This window comes from Papillibacter cinnamivorans DSM 12816 (assembly GCF_900176335.1).
In the GTDB taxonomy this organism is placed as follows: Bacteria; Bacillota; Clostridia; order Oscillospirales; family Oscillospiraceae; genus Papillibacter; species Papillibacter cinnamivorans.
In genome coordinates, this window is the sequence record NZ_FWXW01000001.1 from 358,271 (window position 1) to 381,631 (window position 23,361).

At 58.8% G+C, this 23,361-nt stretch carries 21 protein-coding genes and 1 riboswitch; of the genes, 18 read left to right on the forward strand and 3 right to left on the reverse strand.

Features of this window, described 5'->3' with window-relative positions; translation table 11 throughout:
- Nucleotides 1-6 precede the first annotated feature (6 nt).
- From priA to spoIVA, 14 genes are all read left to right on the forward strand, one after another.
- Entirely contained in the window at nucleotides 7-2,481 is a 2,475-nt protein-coding gene (priA, locus tag B9A13_RS01850; protein ID WP_084233324.1) for a replication restart helicase PriA, read from the forward strand.
- A gap of 41 nt (nucleotides 2,482-2,522) precedes the next feature.
- Complete coding sequence (def, locus tag B9A13_RS01855) at nucleotides 2,523-3,023, forward strand: peptide deformylase (protein WP_084233325.1); 501 nt, start codon at nucleotides 2,523-2,525, stop codon at nucleotides 3,021-3,023.
- A gap of 3 nt (nucleotides 3,024-3,026) precedes the next feature.
- Entirely contained in the window at nucleotides 3,027-3,968 is a 942-nt protein-coding gene (gene fmt / locus B9A13_RS01860) for a methionyl-tRNA formyltransferase (protein ID WP_084233326.1), read from the forward strand.
- 16 nt (nucleotides 3,969-3,984) lie between these two features.
- Nucleotides 3,985-4,677, forward strand: a complete 693-nt coding sequence (locus B9A13_RS01865) for a zinc metallopeptidase (protein WP_084233327.1) — start codon at nucleotides 3,985-3,987, stop codon at nucleotides 4,675-4,677.
- A 2-nt stretch (nucleotides 4,678-4,679) separates the two neighbouring features.
- On the forward strand, nucleotides 4,680-6,011 hold the full coding sequence (gene rsmB, locus B9A13_RS01870; RefSeq protein ID WP_084233328.1) for a 16S rRNA (cytosine(967)-C(5))-methyltransferase RsmB: 1,332 nt from the start codon (nucleotides 4,680-4,682) through the stop codon (nucleotides 6,009-6,011).
- Entirely contained in the window at nucleotides 6,008-7,051 is a 1,044-nt protein-coding gene (gene rlmN / locus B9A13_RS01875) for a dual-specificity RNA methyltransferase RlmN (protein WP_084233329.1), read from the forward strand. The genes rsmB and rlmN overlap by 4 nt, the downstream gene beginning before the upstream one ends.
- A 177-nt stretch (nucleotides 7,052-7,228) precedes the next feature.
- Nucleotides 7,229-7,963: a Stp1/IreP family PP2C-type Ser/Thr phosphatase gene (locus B9A13_RS01880; protein WP_084233330.1), complete on the forward strand. Its 735-nt coding sequence runs from the start codon at nucleotides 7,229-7,231 to the stop codon at nucleotides 7,961-7,963.
- Between the two features lie 33 nt (nucleotides 7,964-7,996).
- On the forward strand, nucleotides 7,997-9,943 hold the full coding sequence (gene pknB, locus B9A13_RS01885) for a Stk1 family PASTA domain-containing Ser/Thr kinase (protein WP_084233331.1): 1,947 nt from the start codon (nucleotides 7,997-7,999) through the stop codon (nucleotides 9,941-9,943).
- 1 nt (nucleotide 9,944) lies between these two features.
- Nucleotides 9,945-10,823 carry a ribosome small subunit-dependent GTPase A gene (gene rsgA, locus B9A13_RS01890; protein WP_084233332.1) on the forward strand — a complete coding sequence of 293 codons (879 nt, stop codon included), beginning with the start codon at nucleotides 9,945-9,947 and terminating at the stop codon, nucleotides 10,821-10,823.
- Entirely contained in the window at nucleotides 10,820-11,485 is a 666-nt protein-coding gene (locus tag B9A13_RS01895; protein WP_159447990.1) for a thiamine diphosphokinase, read from the forward strand. The genes rsgA and B9A13_RS01895 overlap by 4 nt, the downstream gene beginning before the upstream one ends.
- Nucleotides 11,486-11,715: 230 nt before the next feature.
- The gene (locus tag B9A13_RS14235) at nucleotides 11,716-11,868 is read left to right on the forward strand and encodes a hypothetical protein (RefSeq protein WP_200809662.1); all 153 of its coding nucleotides are present in this window, start codon (nucleotides 11,716-11,718) and stop codon (nucleotides 11,866-11,868) included.
- Between the two features lie 115 nt (nucleotides 11,869-11,983).
- Nucleotides 11,984-12,055, forward strand: a complete 72-nt coding sequence (spoVM, locus tag B9A13_RS14640; RefSeq protein WP_423241257.1) for a stage V sporulation protein SpoVM — start codon at nucleotides 11,984-11,986, stop codon at nucleotides 12,053-12,055.
- Nucleotides 12,056-12,115: 60 nt separating this feature from the next.
- Nucleotides 12,116-13,657, forward strand: a complete 1,542-nt coding sequence (locus B9A13_RS01900; RefSeq protein WP_159447991.1) for a DUF3794 and LysM peptidoglycan-binding domain-containing protein — start codon at nucleotides 12,116-12,118, stop codon at nucleotides 13,655-13,657.
- Between the two features lie 128 nt (nucleotides 13,658-13,785).
- The gene (gene spoIVA, locus B9A13_RS01905; protein WP_084233335.1) at nucleotides 13,786-15,054 is read left to right on the forward strand and encodes a stage IV sporulation protein A; all 1,269 of its coding nucleotides are present in this window, start codon (nucleotides 13,786-13,788) and stop codon (nucleotides 15,052-15,054) included.
- Between the two features lie 108 nt (nucleotides 15,055-15,162).
- Here spoIVA and B9A13_RS01910 read toward each other — a convergent pair whose 3' ends face one another.
- Together B9A13_RS01910 and B9A13_RS01915 are read right to left on the reverse strand one after the other, a co-directional pair.
- Nucleotides 15,163-17,349 (reverse strand): ArnT family glycosyltransferase, encoded by a 2,187-nt coding sequence (locus B9A13_RS01910; protein WP_084233336.1) that lies wholly within the window; start codon nucleotides 17,347-17,349, stop codon nucleotides 15,163-15,165.
- Between the two features lie 212 nt (nucleotides 17,350-17,561).
- Nucleotides 17,562-17,644, forward strand: a riboswitch (glycine riboswitch).
- Nucleotides 17,645-17,905: 261 nt separating this feature from the next.
- Entirely contained in the window at nucleotides 17,906-19,081 is a 1,176-nt protein-coding gene (locus B9A13_RS01915) for an IS110 family RNA-guided transposase (RefSeq protein ID WP_084233337.1), read from the reverse strand.
- 256 nt (nucleotides 19,082-19,337) lie between these two features.
- Between B9A13_RS01915 and B9A13_RS01920 the strand changes: the two genes are divergently transcribed.
- Nucleotides 19,338-19,853, forward strand: coding sequence for a PDDEXK-like family protein (locus B9A13_RS01920; RefSeq protein ID WP_084233338.1), 516 nt, complete (start codon nucleotides 19,338-19,340; stop codon nucleotides 19,851-19,853).
- Between the two features lie 185 nt (nucleotides 19,854-20,038).
- Nucleotides 20,039-20,368, forward strand: coding sequence for a Rieske (2Fe-2S) protein (locus B9A13_RS01925; RefSeq protein ID WP_159447992.1), 330 nt, complete (start codon nucleotides 20,039-20,041; stop codon nucleotides 20,366-20,368).
- 200 nt (nucleotides 20,369-20,568) lie between these two features.
- Here B9A13_RS01925 and B9A13_RS01930 read toward each other — a convergent pair whose 3' ends face one another.
- The gene (locus B9A13_RS01930) at nucleotides 20,569-21,552 is read right to left on the reverse strand and encodes a YeiH family protein (protein ID WP_084233340.1); all 984 of its coding nucleotides are present in this window, start codon (nucleotides 21,550-21,552) and stop codon (nucleotides 20,569-20,571) included.
- A 110-nt stretch (nucleotides 21,553-21,662) separates the two neighbouring features.
- Here B9A13_RS01930 and B9A13_RS01935 point away from each other — a divergent pair, with 110 nt between their 5' ends.
- Nucleotides 21,663-22,556 carry a LysR family transcriptional regulator gene (locus tag B9A13_RS01935; protein ID WP_084233341.1) on the forward strand — a complete coding sequence of 298 codons (894 nt, stop codon included), beginning with the start codon at nucleotides 21,663-21,665 and terminating at the stop codon, nucleotides 22,554-22,556.
- Between the two features lie 287 nt (nucleotides 22,557-22,843).
- A complete protein-coding gene (locus B9A13_RS01945; RefSeq protein ID WP_084233343.1) occupies nucleotides 22,844-23,338 on the forward strand; it encodes an HNH endonuclease in 495 nt (164 codons plus the stop codon).
- Nucleotides 23,339-23,361: the final 23 nt, after the last annotated feature.

The following is a 23,361-nucleotide window of genomic DNA, read 5'->3' on the forward strand; positions in this document are numbered from 1 at the left end:
GAAAAGATGGAAGGCGTACTGACGGCGAAGGTCGCCCTTGCCGAGGCGGCTTACGCCATAGATAAACCCTATGACTACGCCGTGCCCCCGGCCCTCTGCGGCGGGGCGGCTCCGGGCGTCCGCGTCATGGTCCCCTTCGGCCGGGGCAACCGGCGCTCCGAGGGGATCATCCTTGCCCTGTCCCGGAATCCCGCCGCCCGCAGCTTAAAATCCCTCACCGCCCTTCTGGACGAGGCCCCCGTGCTGGACGAGGCCGGGCTCCGCATCGCCCTGTGGATGCGCGACCGGTATTTCTGCACCCTTTACGACGCTGTGAAGGCAATGCTCCCCGCGGGTCTCTGGTTCTCCCTCAAAGACACCGTGAAGGTTGCAGGCGGGGTGGACAGGGAAGCGGCTTATGGGGCCGCCGCCCGTTCGGAAGGCGCCAGACGTCTTTTGGACGTTCTGTATGCCAACGGCGGCGAGGCCGACTGGAGCGCGGTATCCTTGGCCTTCGGCGAGGACGACCCCGGCCCCGCCGTGAGGCTTCTTGCAAAAAAGAACATCCTTCTCTCCGAGACGCACGCTCTGCGCGGCGTCCGCGATAAAATGGAAAGCGTCGTCTCTCTGGCCCTCCCGGCGGAAGAGGCCCTGGGGCTTCTGGAAAGCGGAAAGCGAGCCGCCCCCCTGCGCCGCGCATCGGTGCAGCTTCTGGCCCAGGCGGGCTCCCTTTCCGTCAAGGAGCTGTGCTATTTTACCGGTGCGTCCCCCGCCACCGTGAAGGGTCTGGAGAAGGCCGGCGTCGTCGCCCTCTCGGCCCGGGAGGTCTTCCGCCGTCCCCTTCGCCCCGAGTCCGGACAGCCCGGGAAACCGATTGTCCTCAGCCGGGAGCAGGAAGCCGCCTTTGAGGGGATCAGCGCCCTCATCAGCAGGGGAGAACCTGCCGCCGCCCTTCTCCGGGGAGTAACCGGAAGCGGTAAAACTCTCGTTTATATAAGGCTTCTGGAGCGGGTCCTTGCCCGGGGAAAAACCGCCCTGGTCCTGGTTCCGGAAATCGCTCTAACGCCGCAACTGGTTTCCATCTTTTCCTCCTACTTCCCGGGGCGCATCGCCGTTCTGCACAGCTCCCTCCGGGTGGGGGAGCGGTACGACGAATGGAAGCGCATCCGCGCGGGTTTGGTGGACATCGTGGTGGGGACCCGTTCGGCCGTGTTCGCGCCGCTGAAAAACCTGGGCCTCGTCGTTCTGGACGAGGAACAGGAATACTCCTATAAATCGGAAAACAATCCCCGGTATCACGCCCGGGATATTGCCAAATACCGCTGCGCCCGGGACAACGCGGTCCTTCTTCTGGGCTCGGCGACCCCGGCGGTGGAAACCGCTTATTTTGCCGAGACGGGTCTGTATCGTTCCTTTCTTCTCTCCTCCCGGTACAACGACCGTCCCCTTCCCAGGGTCATTCTGGCGGACATGCGCCGCGAGCTGAAGGAGGGAAACGGCGGGGTAATCAGCTCGGTCCTTCGGGAAGAGCTGGAGGAGAACATCCGCTCGGGCCGCCAGAGCATCCTTTTTCTCAACCGCCGGGGCAACAGCCGGATGGTGGCCTGCGGCGAGTGCGGCTGGGTCCCGGAGTGTCCCCGCTGCAGCGTCCCTCTGACCTATCATTCCGCCAACGGCCGCCTCATGTGTCATTACTGCGGGCACTCGGAAAAGGATACCGGCCGCTGTCCGGACTGCGGAGGGCTGGTCAAGTACATAGGGGCCGGCACCCAGAAGGTGCAGGAGGAGCTGGAAGCCCTTTTTCCCGGCGTGGAAATCCTCCGGATGGACACCGACACGGTTTCCCCCTCTCGGCCCCATGAGGTCCTCCTGGACCGCTTTGTTAAGGAGAAAATCCCCGTGCTGGTGGGAACCCAGATGGTGGCCAAGGGCCTGGATTTTGAAAATGTCACCCTCGTGGGGGTCATCAACGCCGACCTGTCCCTCTATGTGGACAATTTCCGGGCCAGGGAGCGCACCTTTTCCCTGCTCACCCAGGTGGTGGGCCGCGCCGGCAGGGGAGACCGGGAGGGCCGGGCCGTGCTCCAGACCTTCACCCCGGATAACGACGTCATCCGCTTTGCCGCCGCCCAGGATTACGAGGGGTTTTATGATTCGGAAATCGCCCTTCGCCGGATCCGCGGCTTTCCTCCTTTCTCGGATCTGTTCACCCTCACGGTGTCCGGCCGGGACGAGACGGAGACCCTCCGTGGCTGCCGGAACCTCCGCGGCATGCTGGAGAAGACGCTGGGCGCAAACCCCGGCGCGCCGGAGCTTCTGGTGCTGGGCCCCGCCCCGGCTCCTGTTTTGAAGGTCAACAACCGCTACCGCTACCGCCTCACCCTGATGGGAAAAAACGACCGCAAGACCAGGGAGTGGATCGGCTGGCTGCTGCGCACCTTCCGGAATGAAAAACAAAACAGGAACCTGTCTCTGTTTGCAGACAGCGACAGTCTTGAATAAACTGATGTAGAAACGCAAGTATGAGTATCGGAGGAACAACAATGGCATTGAGAAAAATTCTGACCCGGGGCGAACCCACACTTTTAAAGCAGTCCCGTCCCGTTACGAACTTTGACGGTCATCTTCATATGCTTCTGGACGACATGAGGGAAACCCTTGTGGACGCCAGCGGGGCGGGCCTTGCCGCTCCCCAGGTGGGAGTGCTGCGCCGCGCGGTTTTGGTGATGGACGAAAACGAGGAATTTGTGGAACTGATCAATCCCGAAATCCTGTCCGTGAGCGGGGAGCAGGAGGGTCCCGAGGGGTGCCTGAGCATCCCCGGCGTCGTGGGTCTGGTGCGCCGTCCCATGCGCGTCAAGGTCCGGGCCCTGGACCGCTTCGGAAAACCCTTTGAAATGACGGGGGAGGGCCTCACCGCCCGGGCCCTGTGCCACGAAACCGAACATTTGAACGGGCATCTTTTTACCGAGCGCGTGAGCCGGTATCTGTCCGACGATGAACTGCGGGATTATTCCGCAGAGAAAAAAAGAAGGAATGGTTAAGCCTTGAAGATCGTATTTATGGGTACCCCGGATTTTGCCGTTCCTTCACTGGAGCGGCTCTACGAAGACGGCCACCGGGTGTTGGCCGTCTTCACCCAGCCGGACAAGCCCAGAAACAGGGGGATGAAGCCCGCGCCGCCCCCTGTCAAGCGCCTGGCGGAGTCCCAGGGCACTCCGGTATACCAGCCCGCCTCTCTGCGGGATCCCGCCGCTCTGGAACTTTTAAAGAGCCTGCGGCCCGATCTCATCGCAGTGGCGGCCTACGGGAAGCTGCTGCCCCCGTCGGTGCTGGAGCTGCCGGAGCTGGGCTGCGTCAACGTCCACGCTTCGCTCCTGCCCAAATACCGGGGCGCGGCGCCCATCCATTGGGCGGTTATAAACGGGGAGGAGGAGACCGGGATCACCATTATGCGCATGGCCGAGGCTCTGGACGCGGGGGATATCCTTCTCCAGATGAAGACCCCCATCGGCCGGGAAGAAACCTCCGAAGCGCTTCACGACAGGCTCAGTCTCCTGGGCGCGGAAGCTCTCGGCCGGGCCCTGCCGCTTCTGGCCGCGGGAAAGCTCACGGCCGTTCCCCAGGACCCTGCCGGGGCCACCTATGCCCCCATGCTCTCCCGGGAACTTTCCGAAGTGGACTGGAACCGCCCCGCGGCGGCTATACTAAATCAGATACGCGGTCTTCTCCCGTGGCCCGCGGCGGGAACAAGCCTGGACGGAAAACGCCTGAAGCTGCTGGAAGCCAGACCCGGCGGACCCTGCTCCGCCCCCGCCGGAAGGGTGCTTTCCTCCAACGGGGAAGGGATTCTCGTCTCCTGCGGAGATCAAAACGCCGTTCGTATCACCCGCCTTCAGGGCGAGGGCGGAAAAAAGATGGCCGCTTCAGACTATCTCCGGGGCCATCCCGTTTTACCGGGAACCTCCGCCGGCCCCGGCCTTTTATAAAAAAGAAGGAGTGTCTATGTACTTTTATTACGATTATACCTACTGGATCATACTTCTTCCCGCCCTGGCCCTCACGATCTGGGCCCAGTGGCGCATCAGCAGCAACTACAGGAAGTATTCCCAGATCCGCTCCGCCCACGGGCCCACCGGGGCGGATGCCGCCAGGGAAGTCCTCCGCATGAACGGGGTCCAGGGCGTTGACATCCAGCGCATCCCCGGCAATCTCACCGACAACTACGATCCGAGGGACAACGTGATCCGCCTGTCTGCCGGAGTGTACGACTCGCCCAGCATCGCCGCCGTGGGCGTCGCGGCCCACGAGGCGGGGCATGCCGTGCAGTACGCCGTGAACTACGGCCCCATCCGGCTGCGCCAGACCATCATCCCCCTGTCCCGTTTCGGCTCCCAGCTGGCCTTTGTGTGCATCATTCTGGGCCTTCTGTTTAATTCCCAGCCGCTCTTCGGCCTGGGCATCATATTCTTCGCCTTCATGGTGGCCTTCCAGCTGGTCACTCTTCCCGTGGAGTTCAATGCCTCCCACAGGGCCCTGGAGGCCATCGAATCCGGACATCTGCTGCTGGACGACGAGGTGGAGGGAGCCAGAAAAGTCCTCTCCGCCGCGGCCCTCACCTATGTGGCGGCCCTTCTCGTGTCTCTGGCCCAGCTTCTTCGGTTTATGCTCCTCTTCTCCGGCAGGAGGAGAAACTGAGCATGGCGGAAGTAAGCGCCCGTGAGCTGGCCTACGCATCCCTCGCCGCCTTCCGGAAGGAAGGAGCCTGGTCGGACGTCTATCTTCGGAAAACCGCCCCCCGGGCGGAGCTGTCCCCCCGGGATCTGGCTCTCGCCGCCCAGCTGAGCTACGGCGTTTTGCAGAACCGGCTCCTGCTGGATTTCTGGATCTCCCACTTCTCCTCCGTTTCTCTGAAAAAACTGGAGCCTCAGGTGCTGGATATCCTCCGCCTGGGCTTTTTCCAGCTTGCCATGCTGGACCGCGTTCCTCAGAGCGCCGCGGTGAACGAATCGGTGAAGCTGGCCCGGCGCCACTCGAACCCCCGGGCCGCGGGTCTGGTCAACGCCGTGCTGCGCGCCGCGGCAGGGAGGAAAGACGCCCTGCCCCTGCCGCCCCGGGAGCCCCGGGAGACCTATCTTTCCGTTCTTTACAGCCATCCGCTGTGGTATATCAGGGAAATGCTGCCCGTTTTGGGTCCGGAGGAAACCGAAGCCCTCCTGGGAGCCGACAACGCTCCCGCCCCGCTTTGGATCCAGGTAAATTCCCTGAAGGCATCTCCGGAGGAAGTTGCGGCCCGCCTGGAAGGGGAAGGGGTTTCCGCGGAGCCCCATCCGTGGCTGCCCGGCTGCATGAAGCTGTCCGGCGCCGGCGGTCTGGAGCGCCTTTCCGCCTGGCGCGAAGGGCTTTTTCAGATTCAGGACCCCGCCTCCCGCCTTGCCGTGCTGGCGGCCGCGCCGGAACCCGGCTTCCGGGTGATCGACGGCTGCGCCGCGCCGGGAGGAAAGTCCTTCGCCGCGGCCATGGAGATGAAAAACCGGGGAAGCATCCTCTCCTGCGACATCTATCCGGCAAAGCTGGAAGCCATCCGGGAGGGCGCCGGCCGTCTGGGAATCTCCGTTCTTGAAACCGCTCTGCTGGACGCCTCCAAACCGGAGCCTTCCCTTGTCGGTTCCGCGGACCTGGTCCTCTCCGACGTGCCCTGCTCCGGCATGGGCGTCATCCGCAAGAAACCGGACATCCGATATAAGGACCCAGACTCTCTGAAAACCCTGCCGTCCCTGCAGCTTGCCATCCTCCGAAATCTCTCCGCTTACGTAAAGCCCGGCAGCGTCCTGCTCTATTCCACCTGTACCCTGCGCCGGGAGGAAAACGAAGCCGTGGTCCGCGCCTTTCTGGATGAAGCCCCCGGCTTCGCGCCGGAGTCGTTCCGTCTGCCCGGCCTCGGGGAAGTCCCGGGCGGCATGCTCACCCTCTGGCCACACCGGCACGGCACCGACGGGTTTTTCATCTGCCGCATGAGGAAAAACATATGACCGACATCAAATCCATGACCCCCGAGGAAATCGGGACCGTTCTCCGGGAGCTGGGAGAACCCTCCTACAGGGCGGAACAGATCTTCCGCAGGCTGCACCGGGGCGCCCGGTCCTTTGACGAAATGTCAGAACTGCCCCAGAACCTCCGGAACAAGCTGAGGGAAACCTTTTTCGTAACCGTTCCCGAAATAGTGAAAAAGCAGACCGACCCGGAAGACGGGACGGTGAAATATCTCTGGCGCCTTTCGGACGGAAACTGTATCGAAACCGTCCTCATGCGCTACCGCCACGGGAACACCGTCTGCGTTTCCTCCCAGGCGGGCTGCCGCATGGGCTGCGCTTTCTGCGCCTCCGCCCTGGGCGGCTTTCGGCGCAATCTCGCCCCGTCGGAAATCCTGGATCAGGTGCTCTTCACCCAGCTGGATTCCGGCCTGCCTGTTTCCAACATCGTTCTCATGGGCATCGGGGAACCCATGGACAATTTCGAAAACGTCCTTCGTTTCCTGGACCTGGTAAACCGCCCTCAGGGGATGAACATCGGCATGCGCCACATTTCTCTTTCCACCTCGGGGCTTATCGAAAAAATTGACAAACTGGCAACTTATCATTTACAATTGACGTTGTCGGTATCCCTCCACGCCCCCGACGACGAGACCCGTTCCCGCCTGATGCCCGTCAACCGGGGCACCGGGGTGGACGCGCTTATGGACGCCTGCCGCCGGTATTTTCAGCAGACCGGGCGCCGGATCTCCTATGAATACGCCCTCATCGACGGGGTAAACGACGCCGATTGGCAGGCGGATCTGCTCGCCTCCCGGTTGAAACGCGCCCCCGGCCATGTGAATCTCATTTCCCTCAATCCCGTTTCGGAGATCGGCCTGGTACCCAGCAGGCGCCTTGGGGAATTCAAGGCCCGCCTGGAATCCCATGGGGTGACCGTAACGGTCCGCCGGCGCTTGGGCAGAGGAATAGACGCCTCCTGCGGCCAGCTCCGCCGCCGCCAGCTCCTGGAGAGCGGCGGAAGGGAACCCGGAGCATAAGACGAGAGAGTGCCGCTATAGATATGAATTGGATGGATCCGCGGCGGGCATCCGCCCGCCGGTATTATAGATCGTTGCCCAGCACCGGCCGGAAGGCCTGGGGAATGCGGGAGCCCGCTGCGGGCTTAACCCGTTTTCTTCAGGGTCGGTGTTGTAGCGGCAGCTGGAGGAATCGGGATGAAAGCGTGGGGAATCACGGACAAGGGCAGAGTCAGGCAGCAGAACCAGGACGCCTATGCCATCCGGCTCTTTGAGGACGGAGGACGCGCCGCTCTGGTGGTCTGCGACGGAATGGGCGGCGCCCGGGCCGGAAATGTGGCCAGCAGCCTCGCGGTGGAGACCTTTCTCGCTTCGCTGGAGCCTGCGCTTGTGCCGGGCGTAAGCGCCGAGCAGGTATCGGATATCGCCGTTGCCGCCGTGAACCGGGCAAACGCGGCTGTTAACGAAAAGGCGGGACTGTCCGACGAATGCAAGGGCATGGGGACGACTCTGGTCTCCGCGGTGATTACCGGCAGCCAGGCCGTGATTGTCAACGTGGGGGACAGCCGCGCCTATCGCATCACCCCCGGCGGGATTCAGCGCATTACGAAGGACCATTCTCTGGTAGAGGATATGGTGGAGCGGGGGGACCTTACGCCCGAGGAGGCCCGGCTCCATCCCAGCAAGAACCTCATCACCCGCGCCCTGGGCACAGAACCCCGGGTGGAGTGCGACAGCTTTGTCGTTTCTCTGGAAAGCGGAGATTTTTTGCTCCTGTGTTCAGACGGACTCATCAATCAGGTCCGGGATCAGGAGATTTTATATGAGGTGCTCCATGGCGAGGACCTGCCCGGCTGCTGCGGAAGGCTGCTGGACATCGCCCTGTCCCGGGGCGCGCCCGACAATGTAACCGTGGTTCTTCTGCAGCTGTAAGGCCCGGAATTCAGAAGGGAGGGAAAAGCGTCGATGGATAATTATATCGGCCAGCTTCTCGACAATCGTTACGAAATTCTGGAGGTGATCGGCACGGGGGGCATGGCGGTGGTCTACAAGGCCCGCTGCCACAGGCTCAACCGTCTGGTTGCCGTTAAAATACTGAAAAGCGATCTCGCCCAGGATGCGGATTTCCGCCGTCGGTTTCACGACGAGTCCAAGGCGGTGGCAATGCTCTCTCATCCCAATATTGTTTCCGTTTATGATGTGAGCCGCTCTTCCAGCATAGAATATATCGTCATGGAGCTCATCGACGGCATCACCCTCAAGCAGTACATGCAAAAGCGCGGCCAGCTCAGCTGGCGGGAAGCGCTGCACTTTATCATTCAGATCACCAAAGCCCTGGGCCACGCTCACAGCCGCGGGATCATCCACCGGGATATCAAGCCCCACAACATCATGATTCTCCGGGACGGAAGCGTCAAAGTGGCCGATTTCGGCATTGCGCGCCTCACCTCCTCCCAGAACACCCTCACCCAGGAAGCCCTGGGCTCGGTGCACTACATTTCGCCGGAGCAGGCCCGGGGAAGCCATGTGGACGCCCGCTCGGATATCTATTCCGCCGGTGTCGTCCTCTACGAGATGATCACCAACCGCCTGCCCTACGAGGGGGACTCTCCCGTATCCGTGGCCATTCAGCACATCAATTCCGTCCCTCTGTCCCCCAGGGAATTGAATCCCGAAATTCCCGAGGCCCTGGAGGCCATCACAATGAAAGCCATGGCTTCCGATGTGGAAAAGCGGTATCCCTCCGCCGACGCCATGCTCTCCGACCTGGAGGAGTTCCGGAAAAATCCCAGCATCATCTTCGACTACACTCCCGCAGACTTCATGAACAAGCCGGATACCGGAGAACCCACCCAGGTGATCTCCAATTCCGGCCGCCGAAAAGCCATCAATCCCCGTCTGCGATACAGCGAAGACGTGGAGTATGAGGATCTGCAGGTCCGGAGAGGCTCCGGCAGAAAGCGGGCCGTCATGGTCACCGCCGTAGTGGTGGTGCTGGTCGTTATCTTCTCCCTCTGGTTCTTTATCTTCCGCAGCTTTTTCTCCGCCACCAGCGAGCTGACGGTACCGGAACTGGTGGGGAAACGTCTGGAGGACGTCCGCTCTTCCGACGATAACAGCGAATTTACCATTGTGGAGGGGGAACCCCAGTACAGTGACGAGACGGAGGCGGGCGTCATCCTCTCCCAGGACCCGGAAAGCGGCCGGAAGGTCAAGCGCAACACAGAAATCACCGTGGTGGTGAGTCTGGGGCCCAGGACCGCGTCCATGCCGGATCTGGTTAACACCGAATACCGGTCCGCTCTGATATATCTGGACAATATGGGCTTTGATTTCCACGTCACCACCAGCGAGGCCGCCTCCGACACCATTACAAAAGGGTATGTCGTCTCCACCCAGCCGGTTTATGGGACCGAGCTTACGAAAAATGCGGAGATCGTCGTGGTGGTAAGCACCGGGCCGGAGGTGAAAATGGTCACCGTTCCTTCCTTTGTGGGCCTTCCCATTGAAACCGTTGAGCTCCAGCTTGCCGCACTCAATCTGAAGGAAGGCACCCTGACGCCGGTGGAAGACAGCTCTGAAGACGGCACGGTCCTTTCCCAGAGCGTAGCCGCCACCACCTCCGTCCCCGAAGGGACCGCCATTAATTTTGAAATCAGCGTAGGACCCGCCGTCACCCCCAGCGAGAAGCCCGTAATTACCCCCGTCACCCTGACGCAGACCATCGGCCTTCCCTCCGGCGAGGGCGTGGTGCATGTGGTGGTGGAACTGGATAACGCCGTTGTCTTCGACAAGACGGTAAATAAAAATCTCGGGTCCATCCCCGTCTCCCTGTCCGGCACGGGCACTGAGTGGATGTACGTGTATTTCGACGGGGTGCTCAGCGACAGCCGGGAGATCACCTTTAGCTGATATGGAAGGAACAATTTTCAAGGCCCTCAGCGGCTTTTATTACGCGGACACGGCGGACGGCATCCTGGAATGCCGCGCCCGGGGCCGCTTCCGCAAGGACGGAGAGACCCCCCTGGTGGGCGACTGTGCGGAAATAACCCCTTTGGGAAACGGAAAGGGGATTCTGGAGCGGATTTTGCCCCGGAAAAACGAGTTTTTGCGCCCTGCCGTCTCCAATATCGACCAGATGGTCATCGTGGCCTCCGCCGCCATTCCTGAGACCGACCCCTTTCTCATCGACAGGCTGGCTGTGGTGGCCCGCCTGAGAAACTGCGGCGTGGTGGTCTGCGTCAACAAATGCGACTTGAATCATGGCGATTTTCTCGTTGGGCTTTACCGGAAGGCCGGCTTTCCCGTGGCGCGGGTGAGCGCGGAGACCGGGGAGGGTATTTCGGAGCTGATACCCCTGATAACGGGCCGGGTCTCGGTTTTCACCGGCAACTCCGGGGTGGGGAAAACCAGCATTTTAAACGCCCTGGAGCCCGGCTTTCACCTTCGGGTGGGAGAGGTGAGCGAAAAACTGGGGCGGGGAAGGCACACCACCCGGCATGTGGAACTCTTCCGCTTGTCCTGCGGTGCCGTCGTCACCGATACCCCGGGATTTTCTTCCTTCGACGCGGATCTTCTGGACCTGAACACCAAAGCCCGGCTCCCCTGGGGGATGCCGGAATTTGAGCCCTATCTGGGCAAATGCCGCTTTTCCGACTGCAGCCATACCAAGGAGCAGGGCTGCGCCGTTCTGGAGGCGGTGGCCCAGGGCAAAATTCAGCCCAGCCGTCACGAAAGCTATCGGAAGCTTTATGAGCTCCTGAAGGATAAGAAGGAGTGGGAGCAGCTTTGAGTCAAACGGCAGTGATTTTCGGTTCCGTATCCCATAAGGACTGGGGTTTTGCGCGGGCGTATTTTCCCGAAGACCCCTTGGTGATCTGCGCCGACGGGGGGCTCCGCTCGGCTTTGGCCGCGGGCCTGCATCCGCAGATTCTGGTGGGAGACGGGGACTCCGGAGGGACTCCCCGGGCGGATCTTCGCTTCGTCCCCTTAAGGCGGGAAAAAGATTTTTCCGACGCCCACGCGGCCGTCCGCCTGGCTCTGGAAGAGGGGGCGGATCGCCTGATTCTCCTGGGCTGCAGCGGAGGCCGGGCCGACCATTATCTCGCGAATCTCTTTCTTCTGGAAACCATCGCCGGGCTTGGCGCGTCCGGGCTGCTTGTGGACCCGCAAAATGAGATTTCCTTTTTCTCCGGCGGCCGGATCACCGTAAAAAACGACCCGCCCTACCGGTATTTCGGCCTTCAGCCCATCGATGAGAAGCTAACCGGGGTCACTCTTTCAGGCGTCAGATACCCTCTCATCGATGCCACTGTTTGCAGAGGGGACACCCTGAGCATCAGCAACGAACCCCTTTCCTCGGAGTTTTCCGTGGAGGTGGACTCCGGCCGTTCCTTTCTGATCCGCAGCGGCCGCATCTGCCCCCGTCTGGTCCATAAATTCAGGCTTAAATAAATTTCGGTTCTGCCGCCGCCCGTCAAATAGTCAAAAACCGGGAGGCCGCCTAAAATGGCGGCCTCCCGGTTTATTCCGCTGAAAGAAGAAAAAGCGAGTCTCCGGCAAGCCGGTAAGAAACGGAGCCGGACTCCAGGCGTCCAAAGTCACGGTTTTTCTTCCTTCGTATATACTGTAATAGCCGTATTGCTTCCGCAATATGATTGAGTATGACGAAAGGCGGCATACATATGTTCATTGGCACTCGGGTAATCGTTTTATGCGCCGCCGCGCTGGGGCTGGGGATTCTTCTGGCCTCCGTCTTTCCCTCCAGCTTTGTGGTGGCCGTCTTCGGCCTCGCGCTGGTGGTTATGGCATATTTCTACTTCCGCGGCTGCAGATGAAATCCGCCGTTCCCGGCCCGCCGGAGCGCCCGGCGCGGCGGAAAGAGACATTTTCGGCCCGCCGCCGGCCGCAACGGGCGGCTGCCGCGCGTTATGCGGCGGAAAGGTGCTTTGTATGAAGATTGTAGTGGTAAAATCGCCCAGGCTCTTCACCGGAATTTTGCGTGCAATATTTGGAATTCGATGAATAACCCCTCGTCCCTGCTCATACACTCGTATTGAAATGAGCGACAAGGGGAGGACAAATATGGAGCTGGAACTCAAAAAAAGAAAGTTAGCCTGTTGTGAAAGGATTTTGGATACTACGCTGGCTCACGAGGAAACCATGGAGATGATCGTTCCCGATGCCTGCCCGGATATCCTGCGGATCATTGACACCGAGGGAAAGGTCCTGATTCGGGGCAAGGATACGCAGGATGGCCGGGCTGAAATTACCGGCACGGTAAAAACCTGCGTTCTCTATGTTCCCGACGGGGAGCGGGGGATCCGGCGCCTGGAAATGTCCATCCCCTTTACCTGCGTGCTGGAAAACCGGGACCTCACCCAGACCACTTCTCTGGTGGTCCGCCCCTGCCTGCAGGCGATTGAGACACGCCTTCTCAATCCCCGGAAAGTCCTTGCCCGGGCGAACATCCTTCTGTGCGTCTGTGCCTACCGGCCCATGGAAATGGAGCTCTGCTCCGACGTGGAGGGAACCGAGGCCAAGAGCCTGGAGATCCTCCGGGAAACCCAGACCGCGTACCTGGTTCTGTCCGTAAAGGATAAGGACTTTACATTTGTGGATGAATTGAACATATCCTCCGCCAAGCCCGGGGTGGAAGAGATCCTGCGCACCCATGTGTCTCTCTCCTCCGGAGACGCCAAGGTCATTGGCAACAAGCTGGTTTTCAAGGGAATCGCCAATGTGGAAATTCTCTATCGGAGCACCGCCGGAGACATGACCAGCGGAAAATACGAGCTTCCGTTCTCTCAGATTCTGGAATCGGAGGGCGCGGGGGAAGACGCGGTCTGCGATATTATCCTCATGCTCTCCGGCGCGGAATTCCAGATCGGCGGGGAATCCTCCCCCAACGAAAACCACATCGTCACGGTGACCCTGAATTTAAAATCCCAGGCGGTGATCAGTGAAAACCTGCCCCTGGATATGATAACCGACCTCTACTCCACGGTCTATGAGCTCTCCGCCGACCTTCAGCCACTGGCTCTCCCGTCTTTGATAGAAAAAACGGTTCACCGCCAGACCCTGCGGGAAACCGTGGAGACGGGAGTGCTGACCCGCTCGGTGCTGGACGCAGCCGTGGGCATGGGAGAAACCACCCAGACCCGGGAGGGAACCATGGTCACCCTCAGCGCCGAGGCCACAGTCACCGCGGTGTACATGGCCGAGGACAACGAGCTTTATGAGGTTTCCCGCCGCACTCCCGCCTCCTGCCGGATCGAGGCTCCGGAAACCAGCCGCGTCTGGGCGATGGCTTCCTGCCCGGGAGAAATCTTCGCCACCCCCTCCGCCAGCGGGATCGAACTGCGCTTTTCCGTGGACTTTGAGATTCTGGTCACCGGCGGCAGCAAAACCGCCTGTATCCGGGATGTCCGCATGAACACGGCTTCTCCCAAGGATCTCTCCGGCAGTCCCTCCGTGGTCCTGCGCATGGCGGGAGGGCAGGAGCGCCTCTGGGACATCGCCAAAAAATACAACACTACGGTGAAGGATATCATGACGGCCAACGAACTGGCCGAATCCGAGGGTCTGCCGGAGGGCCGCCTGCTCCTCATCCCCAAAAAGCGCTGAACCGCCGCAGGTCCGATACGCCCAGGCACTCTTCCGATTCCGGCGGGTCCCGCCGCTGATGAAATGAATAAACTGCGCCGAATGCCGCCCGCGGCATTCCGGTAAAAGTCCGTGAGGGGGAAAAATGCGTGGAAAATCGTAAAATCTATGAGGACATCGCGCAGCGCACCGACGGTGATATCTATATCGGAGTGGTGGGACCGGTGAGGACCGGAAAATCCACCTTCATCAAGCGCTTCATGGAGACCCTTGTTATTCCCAACATAGACAATGTCTACCGCCGGGAACGGGCCAAGGATGAGCTCCCTCAGAGCGGCTCCGGGCGCACCGTTATGACGGCGGAGCCCAAATTCGTCCCCGAGGAGGCCGTGCAGATCAATCTGGGAGGCGGCGCCGCTTTTTCCGTCCGGCTCATCGACTGCGTGGGCTACATGGTGGAGGGGGCCGCGGGGCACATGGAAGGGGAGTACCCCCGCATGGTCACCACGCCCTGGTTCGACCATGAGATTCCCATGACCGAAGCCGCCGAGATCGGCACCCGGAAGGTGATCGCGGAGCACTCCACCATCGGCATCGTCATCACCACCGACGGGACTATCACCGAGATTCCCAGGGAGGATTACATTGCCGCTGAAGACCGGGTGATCCGGGAACTCAAGGAACTGGGAAAACCCTTTTTGGTGGTGGTGAACTCCGCCAGCCCCAATTCCGACAGAGCCGTCGCCATCCGCAACGAGCTGGCCGCCAAGTACCAGGTGACATGCATGACCGCCAACTGCCTGGAGCTTCGGGAATCCGACATCACCGATATTCTCCGGGGGGTTCTCTACGAATTTCCGGTCAAGGAGCTGGACCTTTTCCTTCCACCCTGGGTGGATGCTCTGCCCCATGGAAACCCCATCAAGAACGAGCTCTACGCCGCCATCCGCGGGGGCGCGGCAGAAATGCGCCGCATCCGGGATGTGGAGTCCGCCATTGAAAAGATGGGGGAGGGGGGCAGCATCAGCTCTGCCAAGATAGGCAGCATCAATCTCGGCATGGGGATCGCCACGGCGATACTCGCCCTTCCCCGGGAGCTTTTCTACACCACCCTCAGCAATCAGTCAGGCTTTGCCGTTGCCGACGACGGCGATCTCATGAATCTTCTCACCGGTCTGTCCTCGGTCAAGCGGGAATATGACAAGGTGGCGGCCGCCCTCCAGGAGGTCCGTTCCACCGGGTACGGCATCGTAACCCCCGACGCCGACGAGCTTATTCTGGAGGAACCGGAGATCGTCCGTCAGGGAGGCCGGTACGGGGTCCGTCTCAAAGCTTCCGCTCCGTCAATACAGAATGTACGTAGCAAACGGAAGCAAAACCCTCTTTCATCGGAGCGTATTCTCACGTGTAAAGTATAAATACTGAACATAATCGATCCGCCGCCAGGCGGTTTTTATATGGCAAAACGGACGCTGCAGTTTTCGTTGATTGCAGCGGCCGTTTGCTGTTATTTTGGATAAGCCGGTCTATCCGGTATACTCGGAAAGGTCGTACAGGGTTCCGCTTCCTAGTCCGGTTCCCGTGAGGGAAACTCTGGAGCCCACCGTCTGCGCCCATTGGGCAATCTCGTTTCTTCCAATACTGTTCCGAAGCCAGAAATACCGGATCTCACCCTTTGCCACCAGGGCCTGGAACTCCTCCAGGGTGATGGCTTCGTCGGTGCCCCGGAAGCCGCCGGTGGTCATCACCGGCAGATCGCTCCCCAGGATTACAGGCTCGGCGTCCGCCGCGGAGGTGACCGCGAGATAGTAGGTTTCACCGTTGTATTTGTTCTCAAGGTAAGCGTTCAGCTCTTCCGCCATTGCCGATATGGAGGAGCCCAGCCGGTATGCCGAGGGGCCGGCGGAGGGCAGCACGGACGAGGTCCCGTAAAGAATGGGGGTGAGGGACCAGAAAGCGGGAGCCGCCAGGATTCCCGCCGCAATGAGCGCGGACGCCGCCCGGCGGGAGGCCCTCCGCCATCTTACGCTCCGGCGGAAAACCGTCAGGAGAAGGACTCCGGTTCCGATAGCGCCGCAAAGGATGGGGACAAAAATCCAGAACCAGTCCATGTGATAGCTGAGGATCAGCACTTCCGTCGCCGCGGTTGCTCCCAGCGCGATGAACAACAGCGCCAGATCCCGGCTGCGAAACTCCGGTGCCGCCAGGAGCCTCCGCCGGATCTCCCACAGGCCGATTCCTCCCAGCGCGGCGATGCACGGAGCGAAAAGGCTGAGATAATAGAGGTGGAAAAAGCTCCCCACGCTGAAATATCCGTACATGGTGATAAAAATGATCGACCACAGTACCAGTTGCCGCAGCGCGGTCCGCCGGAGAGCGTCTTTGCTCCGGACGAGGCTCAAAACGAGCATTCCGATACCGAAAAGCGCCAGGGGCAAAAACCAGGTGATCTGGCCGGACATGCTGCTGTTGAAGAACCGGAGGAAACCTTCCTTTCCGGCTTCTCCGGAGGTCCCGATATAAGTCCCTTCCGAGACTGCGCCTCCCGCGGTTCCGAAGGGATTTACGCCGCCGAGGATGCCGTTCTCCTGTCTCGGAACCTGGCCGATCCCGTCTCCGCCGCCGCCGAACCCCTCGGGTATGGCGTTGGCGCTCCCGCCGCCGGGAAGAAAATCACCGTAGTCTTCAGCACCCTGCCCGTACCCGTCCGGAGCATAATACGCTCTCCCGACGTCGGTACGCCGCCCGTCGTCGTACCCTCCGGACAGGGAATCATCATACCCCGTTCCCGCCGGCTGTCCGGATTCTCCCGGAGTGAAAGACGCACCTTCCTGCGCCACGCGGCCGCCGTCAGACCCCTCGGACAGTGTTCCGGTATCGGCCGTTCCGATATGCTGGCTGCTTCCGCCGCTCCGGATCAGGGAAACCACCCGCTCGATGCCGTTGTAATAGAGGGCAAGTTCCAAAACGGAGTTGGTGTTGCTGCTGCCCACATAGGGCCGCTCGTCGGCAGGCGTGAGGTCCACCGCCGCGGCCCAGGACAAAGAAACCGCCAGCAGCACGGCCACTGCCGGAATCAGATGAAGGATCCGTTTGCGGACCCCCGTCCGTGCGGTGATGAGATAGGTCAGAAATAAAGCCGGTACGATGAGGTAGGCCTCCAGCATCTTGATGTTGAAGCCGATTCCCACCAGGGCCATGGATAATAAAAGGTATTTAAGGCTTCCCCGCTCCGCCGCGATATCCAGCGCCCAGACAGCCAGCAGGCAGACGAGTGCCAGAGAGGGGTCCAGGTTGTTGGTCCGGGCCGCCGCGACGAAAATGGGGGTCAAAGCCAGCAGAAGGGCCGAGAAAAGCCCCGCCGCCGGGCCGAAATTCCGCTTGATAATTGCATACAGCACCGCCACGGACCCGACGGAGCACAGAGCCTCCGGCAGAATAACGCTCCACCCGTGCACGCCGAATACCGCCGCGAAAAGGCACTGGATCCAGAGCCCCAGAGCGGGTTTGTCCACGGAAATAAAACCCGTGGGATCAAAGGACACGAAGAAAAAGTTATGAGGACTCTGAAGCATGCTCTTTACCGCAGCGGTGTAATACTCGTTGCCGTATCCCATGTCCCAGAATCCCCAATAGGTGAGAATCCCCGCGAGAAAAAGAATCCCGATAAGGATTATTTTTTCCTTCCCAATTGCTTTGGCTGCCGTCTTCATACGCTGACCCCCCGTATCCCGGATGATACGGAGTACAGTATACCCCCGGGGAATGGTTCAATTATCACAAGTCCGTTAACGATCTGTAAATTTTCAACAAGAGATCCGCAATATTTTCCCCCTTTTCGCCGAAATCCCCGTTGACTTTCCTTTGGCCAGACCATACAATGAAAGAAACCGGGCGGGTTATCGCCCGTAAACTGAATATTCGGATGAAGAATTCGGGAGAGAACGCGAATGCGTCGCCGAAGGGGAACTCGCAAAAGCTCTCAGGCAAAAGTACCGGATTCCGACGAAGCTCTGGAAAGCAGAAATGCACCGAAGAAGCAACCCTTGCGGGGAATCTTTCAGGTAAAAAAACAGAGGCGTGCGCGCCGCGCAGATCGCGGCCGCACGTCTTTTTGCTTTTTAACGGCGGGAAAACCCCGTCCGAATGAAAGATTAACTATTAAAAGTCAAGCCCTGAATTAAGGATTGTGGACAAAAACCAGATGGCTCAAAAAGGTATAGCAAAGCAGGGGCGCATTAAAGCCCCATGCCGGCTATTGAGTGAAAGCTACGCTGCCAAGCGATAAGGTTCTCCGGACTTTTCTAAGGCGTAAATGAGCCGTACCAGCTTTTTGGCAGCATGAGAGATTGCGACGTTGTAGTGCTTGCCCTCCGCCCGTTTCTTAGCAAGGTAGGCAGAGAATGTCGGATCCCAGAGGCAGACATACTTTGCGGCATTGAATATGGCGTAACGCAGGTATCTGGAGCCGCGCTTCTCCATATGGGCATAGCAATTCCTGAGTTGCCCGGATTGGTATGTTGAAGGTGAAAGCCCGGCGTAGGCCAGCAGCTTGTCCGGAGAATCAAACCGGGAGAAGTCGCCAGCCTCGGCAAGGATCATGGCCCCCATGCGGGTGCCAATACCCGGGATCGTCGTAATGGGCGAATGAAGCTCGTCCATGATGTGCCGGATGGCGGACTCGATTTCCGCAATCTCGGCATCCAGTTCCCGAATAAGCCGGATGGTGTGCCGCAGCTCCAGCGACTTCGCCGGCATTTCAGAACCGACGGAAGCTCTGGCAGTATCCCGAATATTCACGGCCAGGTCCCGTCCGTAGCGACCTCTGGAAGCGTCATGTAAAAGCGTTTTCAGCCGCGTCAGATGTGCCTGGGCAATCTGTTTGGCTCCGGGGAATTCCACCAGCAAGGCGTAAACGGAGACTATGTGAAGCGTCGGCACCAGTTTTTCCAGTTCAGGGAACAGGATGCAGACCAGGCGGGCAATAGACTGCTTAAGCTTACCGCGCTCTTTCACCTTGTCAAAGCGGTATCTCGTGAGTGACTTTAGCTCCTCATTGTGGTAAGCTGTGTCTGTGTAGGGCTTGAGGCCCACATCGGACAAAAGCATAGCCGCAATCGTTCGCGCATCGACACGGTCTGTCTTCGTCTTTCTGAGGCTGAGGCTTTTCCGGTACATGTTCGTGTGCAAGGGGTTCAAGACATAGGTGGGAAGACCGTTGTCAAGAAGAAACCCAAGGATGTTGCAGCTGTAATGCCCGGTAGCCTCAAGTCCTACTTTTATCTTGTCTTGGGGCGAGGAGCAGTCTCGGATCCTTTGCAGCAGGCGGTGAAAGCCATCCATGCTGTTTGGAACGGTGAACACATCCGCAAGAACTTCCCCTTCCGAGTCGATGATGAAGCAATCGTGTTTGTCCTTGGCAACGTCGATTCCAACAGAAATCATAGCAAAACCTCCGGCGGTAAAATTATGATGCTGCATCCACAGGACACTTTGCTCTTGTAACCTTGTTCCACATAAACCGTCGGGCGGTATTTAACTGATTAACAAACCTGCAAAGGGCTGTGGTTGGAACCTTTCGTGAACCATCGCGTGGTAGGGGTTTCAAACCAATCCACAGCATCCCTTACAGTGTAGCACAAGCCCTTGGAGAGGGGCTCTAATAACTACTACTCTATAATACAAGGAGGTATGGATTAGCATGAAGAAACAAACCAGTTCTTGGCATGTTGGAATTGCAGCAGAGGCCTTTACGGCCGGTCTCTTTGCGCGCTGCGGCTATGATGTGTCGGTACAATACGGAGCAAATCAGCCGGAGTACGACCTGATTGTCGTTAAGGGCACCCAGATGCTGAAGATTTCGGTCAAAGGAAGTCAGGATGGCGGCTGGGGTCTGACGCAAGGCTACAAGAAAGATTCTACATACCATGAAGCTGTGGATAAATGGCTCGCAGGGCATCACCGCGGAACAATATTTTGCCTTGTGCAGTTTGAAAATGTTGCAATAGATGCTATGCCCAGAGTATATCTTGCAACGCCGGACGAAATCGCCCAAAGGCTTAAAGAGTCTGCTGCCGGTCGCGGTGAAACTATATTATATGAAAATCAAGTCTGGAGTGACAGAGCTTCTGCTCGCGGAACCATTGATATCATTCCGGAAAGCTGGAGGTTTTCGAAAAATAGAATTGAAGAGTTATTTACTTTGGCAGGCATATAATTGACTTGATAACCATTCCCATCAAGCTACGATCACAGCACCATCCGGCCGCAGATTGGGGTTCTGTCACTCCGAATCGGCGGACTTAGCGGTTTACAAAAGCCCGGGGCTGGAATATGGGAATCATTGTATCGGTATCGTTATTTTATGATATACTCAGTCTATCAAACGAAAGGAGCGATCGTATGCAGTACTATAAAGTTGCCCAGACAGGCGAAGTAAAAGACGGCGAGAAAAAGAAAATTGCGCTCAATGGCAAAGTGATGCTGCTGACCAATTTCCAAGGTACATACTATGCGATTGACAATACGTGTCCTCATATGGGCGGCTCTCTCTATGACGGAATACTGGAAGGATATAGTATTGCTTGTCCCAAACATGGTTCCGTATTTGATATAAGAACCGGGAAGATAATCAAAAACGGAAAAATTGCTTTTTTCAATCTCAAAGTCAGCGACACCCGGGCATACCCCGTCAAAATCGAAGGTGACGACGTCCTGATCGGCCTCGAATAAGTGCCAAAGCCGGTTATAATTCTCTGTTCATGGGTAAAACCGTCTTGAGCGAAAATTCTGGCGGAAATTCTGTTTGCCGGGTACCTGCAAACCATTGGTATTGTTGGATATTCCCGGTTCCGATCTCCCACCCGTATGAAGGCCGCCGATTTCCATCGGCGGCCTTCCGTTTTCCCATTTCCGCGCTGCGCAGCCCGGCCTCACAGCACAAAATACTGGACCCCCAGCGAGGTCAGCGACAGTACAAACCAGCAGATCAGCCCCAGCAGAATCGGCCTTGCCCCATTTTTCACGAGCTTCCTCAGATCTGTTTTCAGGCCGATGGCCGCCATGGCCATGACGATGACGAATTTCCCCGCCTGCGCAAGGGCGGCGCCGGCGCCGCCGGGCAGCGCCGCAAACGTGTTGATCACCGAAGCGGCTAAAAACCCCAGCACGAACCAGGGAAATATTTTAAGAAACGAATACTCTCCCCTTTTCCCCGCGCTTTTTTTCGAGGTATAAAAAGCGAGTGCAAGGGTAACCGGTACTATCATGAGGGTCCGGGTCAGCTTCACGATGACCGCAAGATTGCCGGCGGCGTCGCTGAAGGAATATCCGGCCGCAACAACCGAAGAGGTGTCGTTCACGGCGGTCCCGGCCCATAGGCCGAAGCTGTTGTCGCTCATGCCAAAAAAATGCCCGAGAGCCGGAAAGAGAAACGCGGCGATGACGTTGAAAAGAAATATCGTCGATATGGAATGCGCCACCTCGTCCTCGCCGGCGCGGATCACCGGAGCCGCCGCGGCTATGGCTGACCCGCCGCAGATGGCGGTGCCCACCCCGATCAGCGTCCCCGTTTTGCCTTCCACCTTCAATAGCCTTCCGGCGATAAAAGCGGTGAGAAAAGCGGCCGTCAGTGTAAAGCACATCAGAATCAGCGTCTGGCTGCCCACCCGGAACACATTGTAGAGATTCATGTCGAAGCCCAAAAGAATAATGGAGTACTGCAGCAGCTTTCTCGACGTGTAAGCGATCCCTTCCTCAAATCCGGCGGGTCTTTTCCAGAATGCCAGCACCATGCCGAACAAAATTCCCAGTACCGGACCCCCGACGACGGGAAACGCCTTCCCCAGAAGCCAGGCCGGGACCGCGATCGCAGCCGCCAGCAGAATCCCCGGCAGTTTTCCGGTAATTGTTTTCAATCGGATCTCCCCCTCTATGGCCTTTAGCATACTCCTTGACAATCAATAAGTAAAATATTATTATTTTATTGATTTAATAATTTTTAACTAATGAATCGAGGCGGATTGCTTTGACTCTGCGGCATTTCAGGGTTTTTGTCGCCGTTTGCGACACCATGAGTATGACGGAGGCGGCAGGCGCGCTTTTCATCTCCCAGTCCGCCGTCAGCCAGGTCATTTCCGAGCTGGAAAAATACTACGGCATCCGCCTGTTTGAGCGCCTGAACCGCAGGCTTTACCTGACTCAGGCGGGGGATCGGCTGCTGAGCTACGCGCGGCACATGATCCGGATGAACGCGGATATTGAAAAGGACATGAAAGCACTGCAGCAGATGGGGTTTATCCGTCTCGGCGCAAGTGTCACGGTCGGAGCCTATCTCTTGCCGTCTTTGGTCTCCGTCTTTAAGCGGACAAATCCCGAAACCGGGATGGAGGTTGTCGTGGACAATACCGAGCAGATCGAGGGGCGGCTTCTGGGGGATAAAGCCGATCTCGGTCTCGTGGAGGGGGAGATCAAATCCCGCGACCTTTTGAGCGTGCCGTTTATGAAGGACGAATTGGTGCTCATCTGCGGCGCGCGGCATCCTTTTGCCCGCGTCTCCGCGGTGAAGCCGGAAGAGCTTGAAAAAGAGGATTTCATCGTCCGCGAAGTGGGAAGCGGCACCCGGAAGATGTTCGAGGACGTCATGGCGTCCCGCAGTCTTTCCTGGAAAGAGAGCTGGTCCTGCAGCAATACGGACGCTATCAAGGAGGCGGTGATCGCCGGTCTGGGTGTTTCCGTCATATCCCGGCGCGCCGTAGAAAAAGAAGTGAGATCGGGACAGCTCGTTGTGAGGCCCGTGGAGGGCATCCGGTTCGAGCGCGCCTTCAAAATGGTGTATCACAAGAATAAATTTCTCACTCGGCAGCTGAAAGATTTCATGGATGTCTGCCTGCGTCAGGACGCCGCGAACGCTGCCGTATGACGGTCTGAACGGCACCGGTTTCCCGGAGTTCTGCCCGGGTTTCGCCGGGTGCCCCCGATGAAAAAAGCCGCGCCGGAGCCCAAATTTTCCGGCGCGGCTTTTCTGGTATGCTCCGAGATTGCGCGGCATACCGGCCGGTTATGTGATATAATCCAATTGGGGTCGGCCCGGCCCGGCGGCAGGCTAAATATCCCCTCCCGCGGGAAGGCGCCCGGGATGCCGTGCCCCGGGATTTCATTATTTAAAGGTTTTCGTTGCCATACGGAAATAGCAAAGGAGTTGAGCGTATGCCGCCTCCGGCAGTAAAGACGGTCAGGGACCTGATCTATTGGCAGTACGCCGCTATCATGACCGGCGCGGCCACTGGAAGAAAAAACGAGTGGGCGCTGCGCATGAGCTTTTTAAACAAACTGAAAGGCGGTGAAATCGTCTGGTCCACCTCGGTGCGCGAATGGCTGCTCGAAATGGAAAACCCCAATGTCTGCATATATTGCGGCAGTTCGGAAACCCTGACCACGGAGCATATCCTCCCCCGCTCCCGCGGCGGCGAGGATGTGACCGACAACGTGGTGCGGGTGTGCAAAGCATGCAATTCCGGCAAAGGGGCAAAGGGCCTGTACGAATGGAAGGGCCTCCAGGAAAAGAACAATCACCACCGTATCGCGGAAGGAAAATATCTCATACTGATATGCGATGGAAATAATGAAAATAAAAATCGAGGATGTTTTTCGTCCCGCAAGGCAGACGACGCCGGTGGGCTCCCTGCCCGCCAAGGAGGATAACGACGCGGGGCGGAAACCAGGCC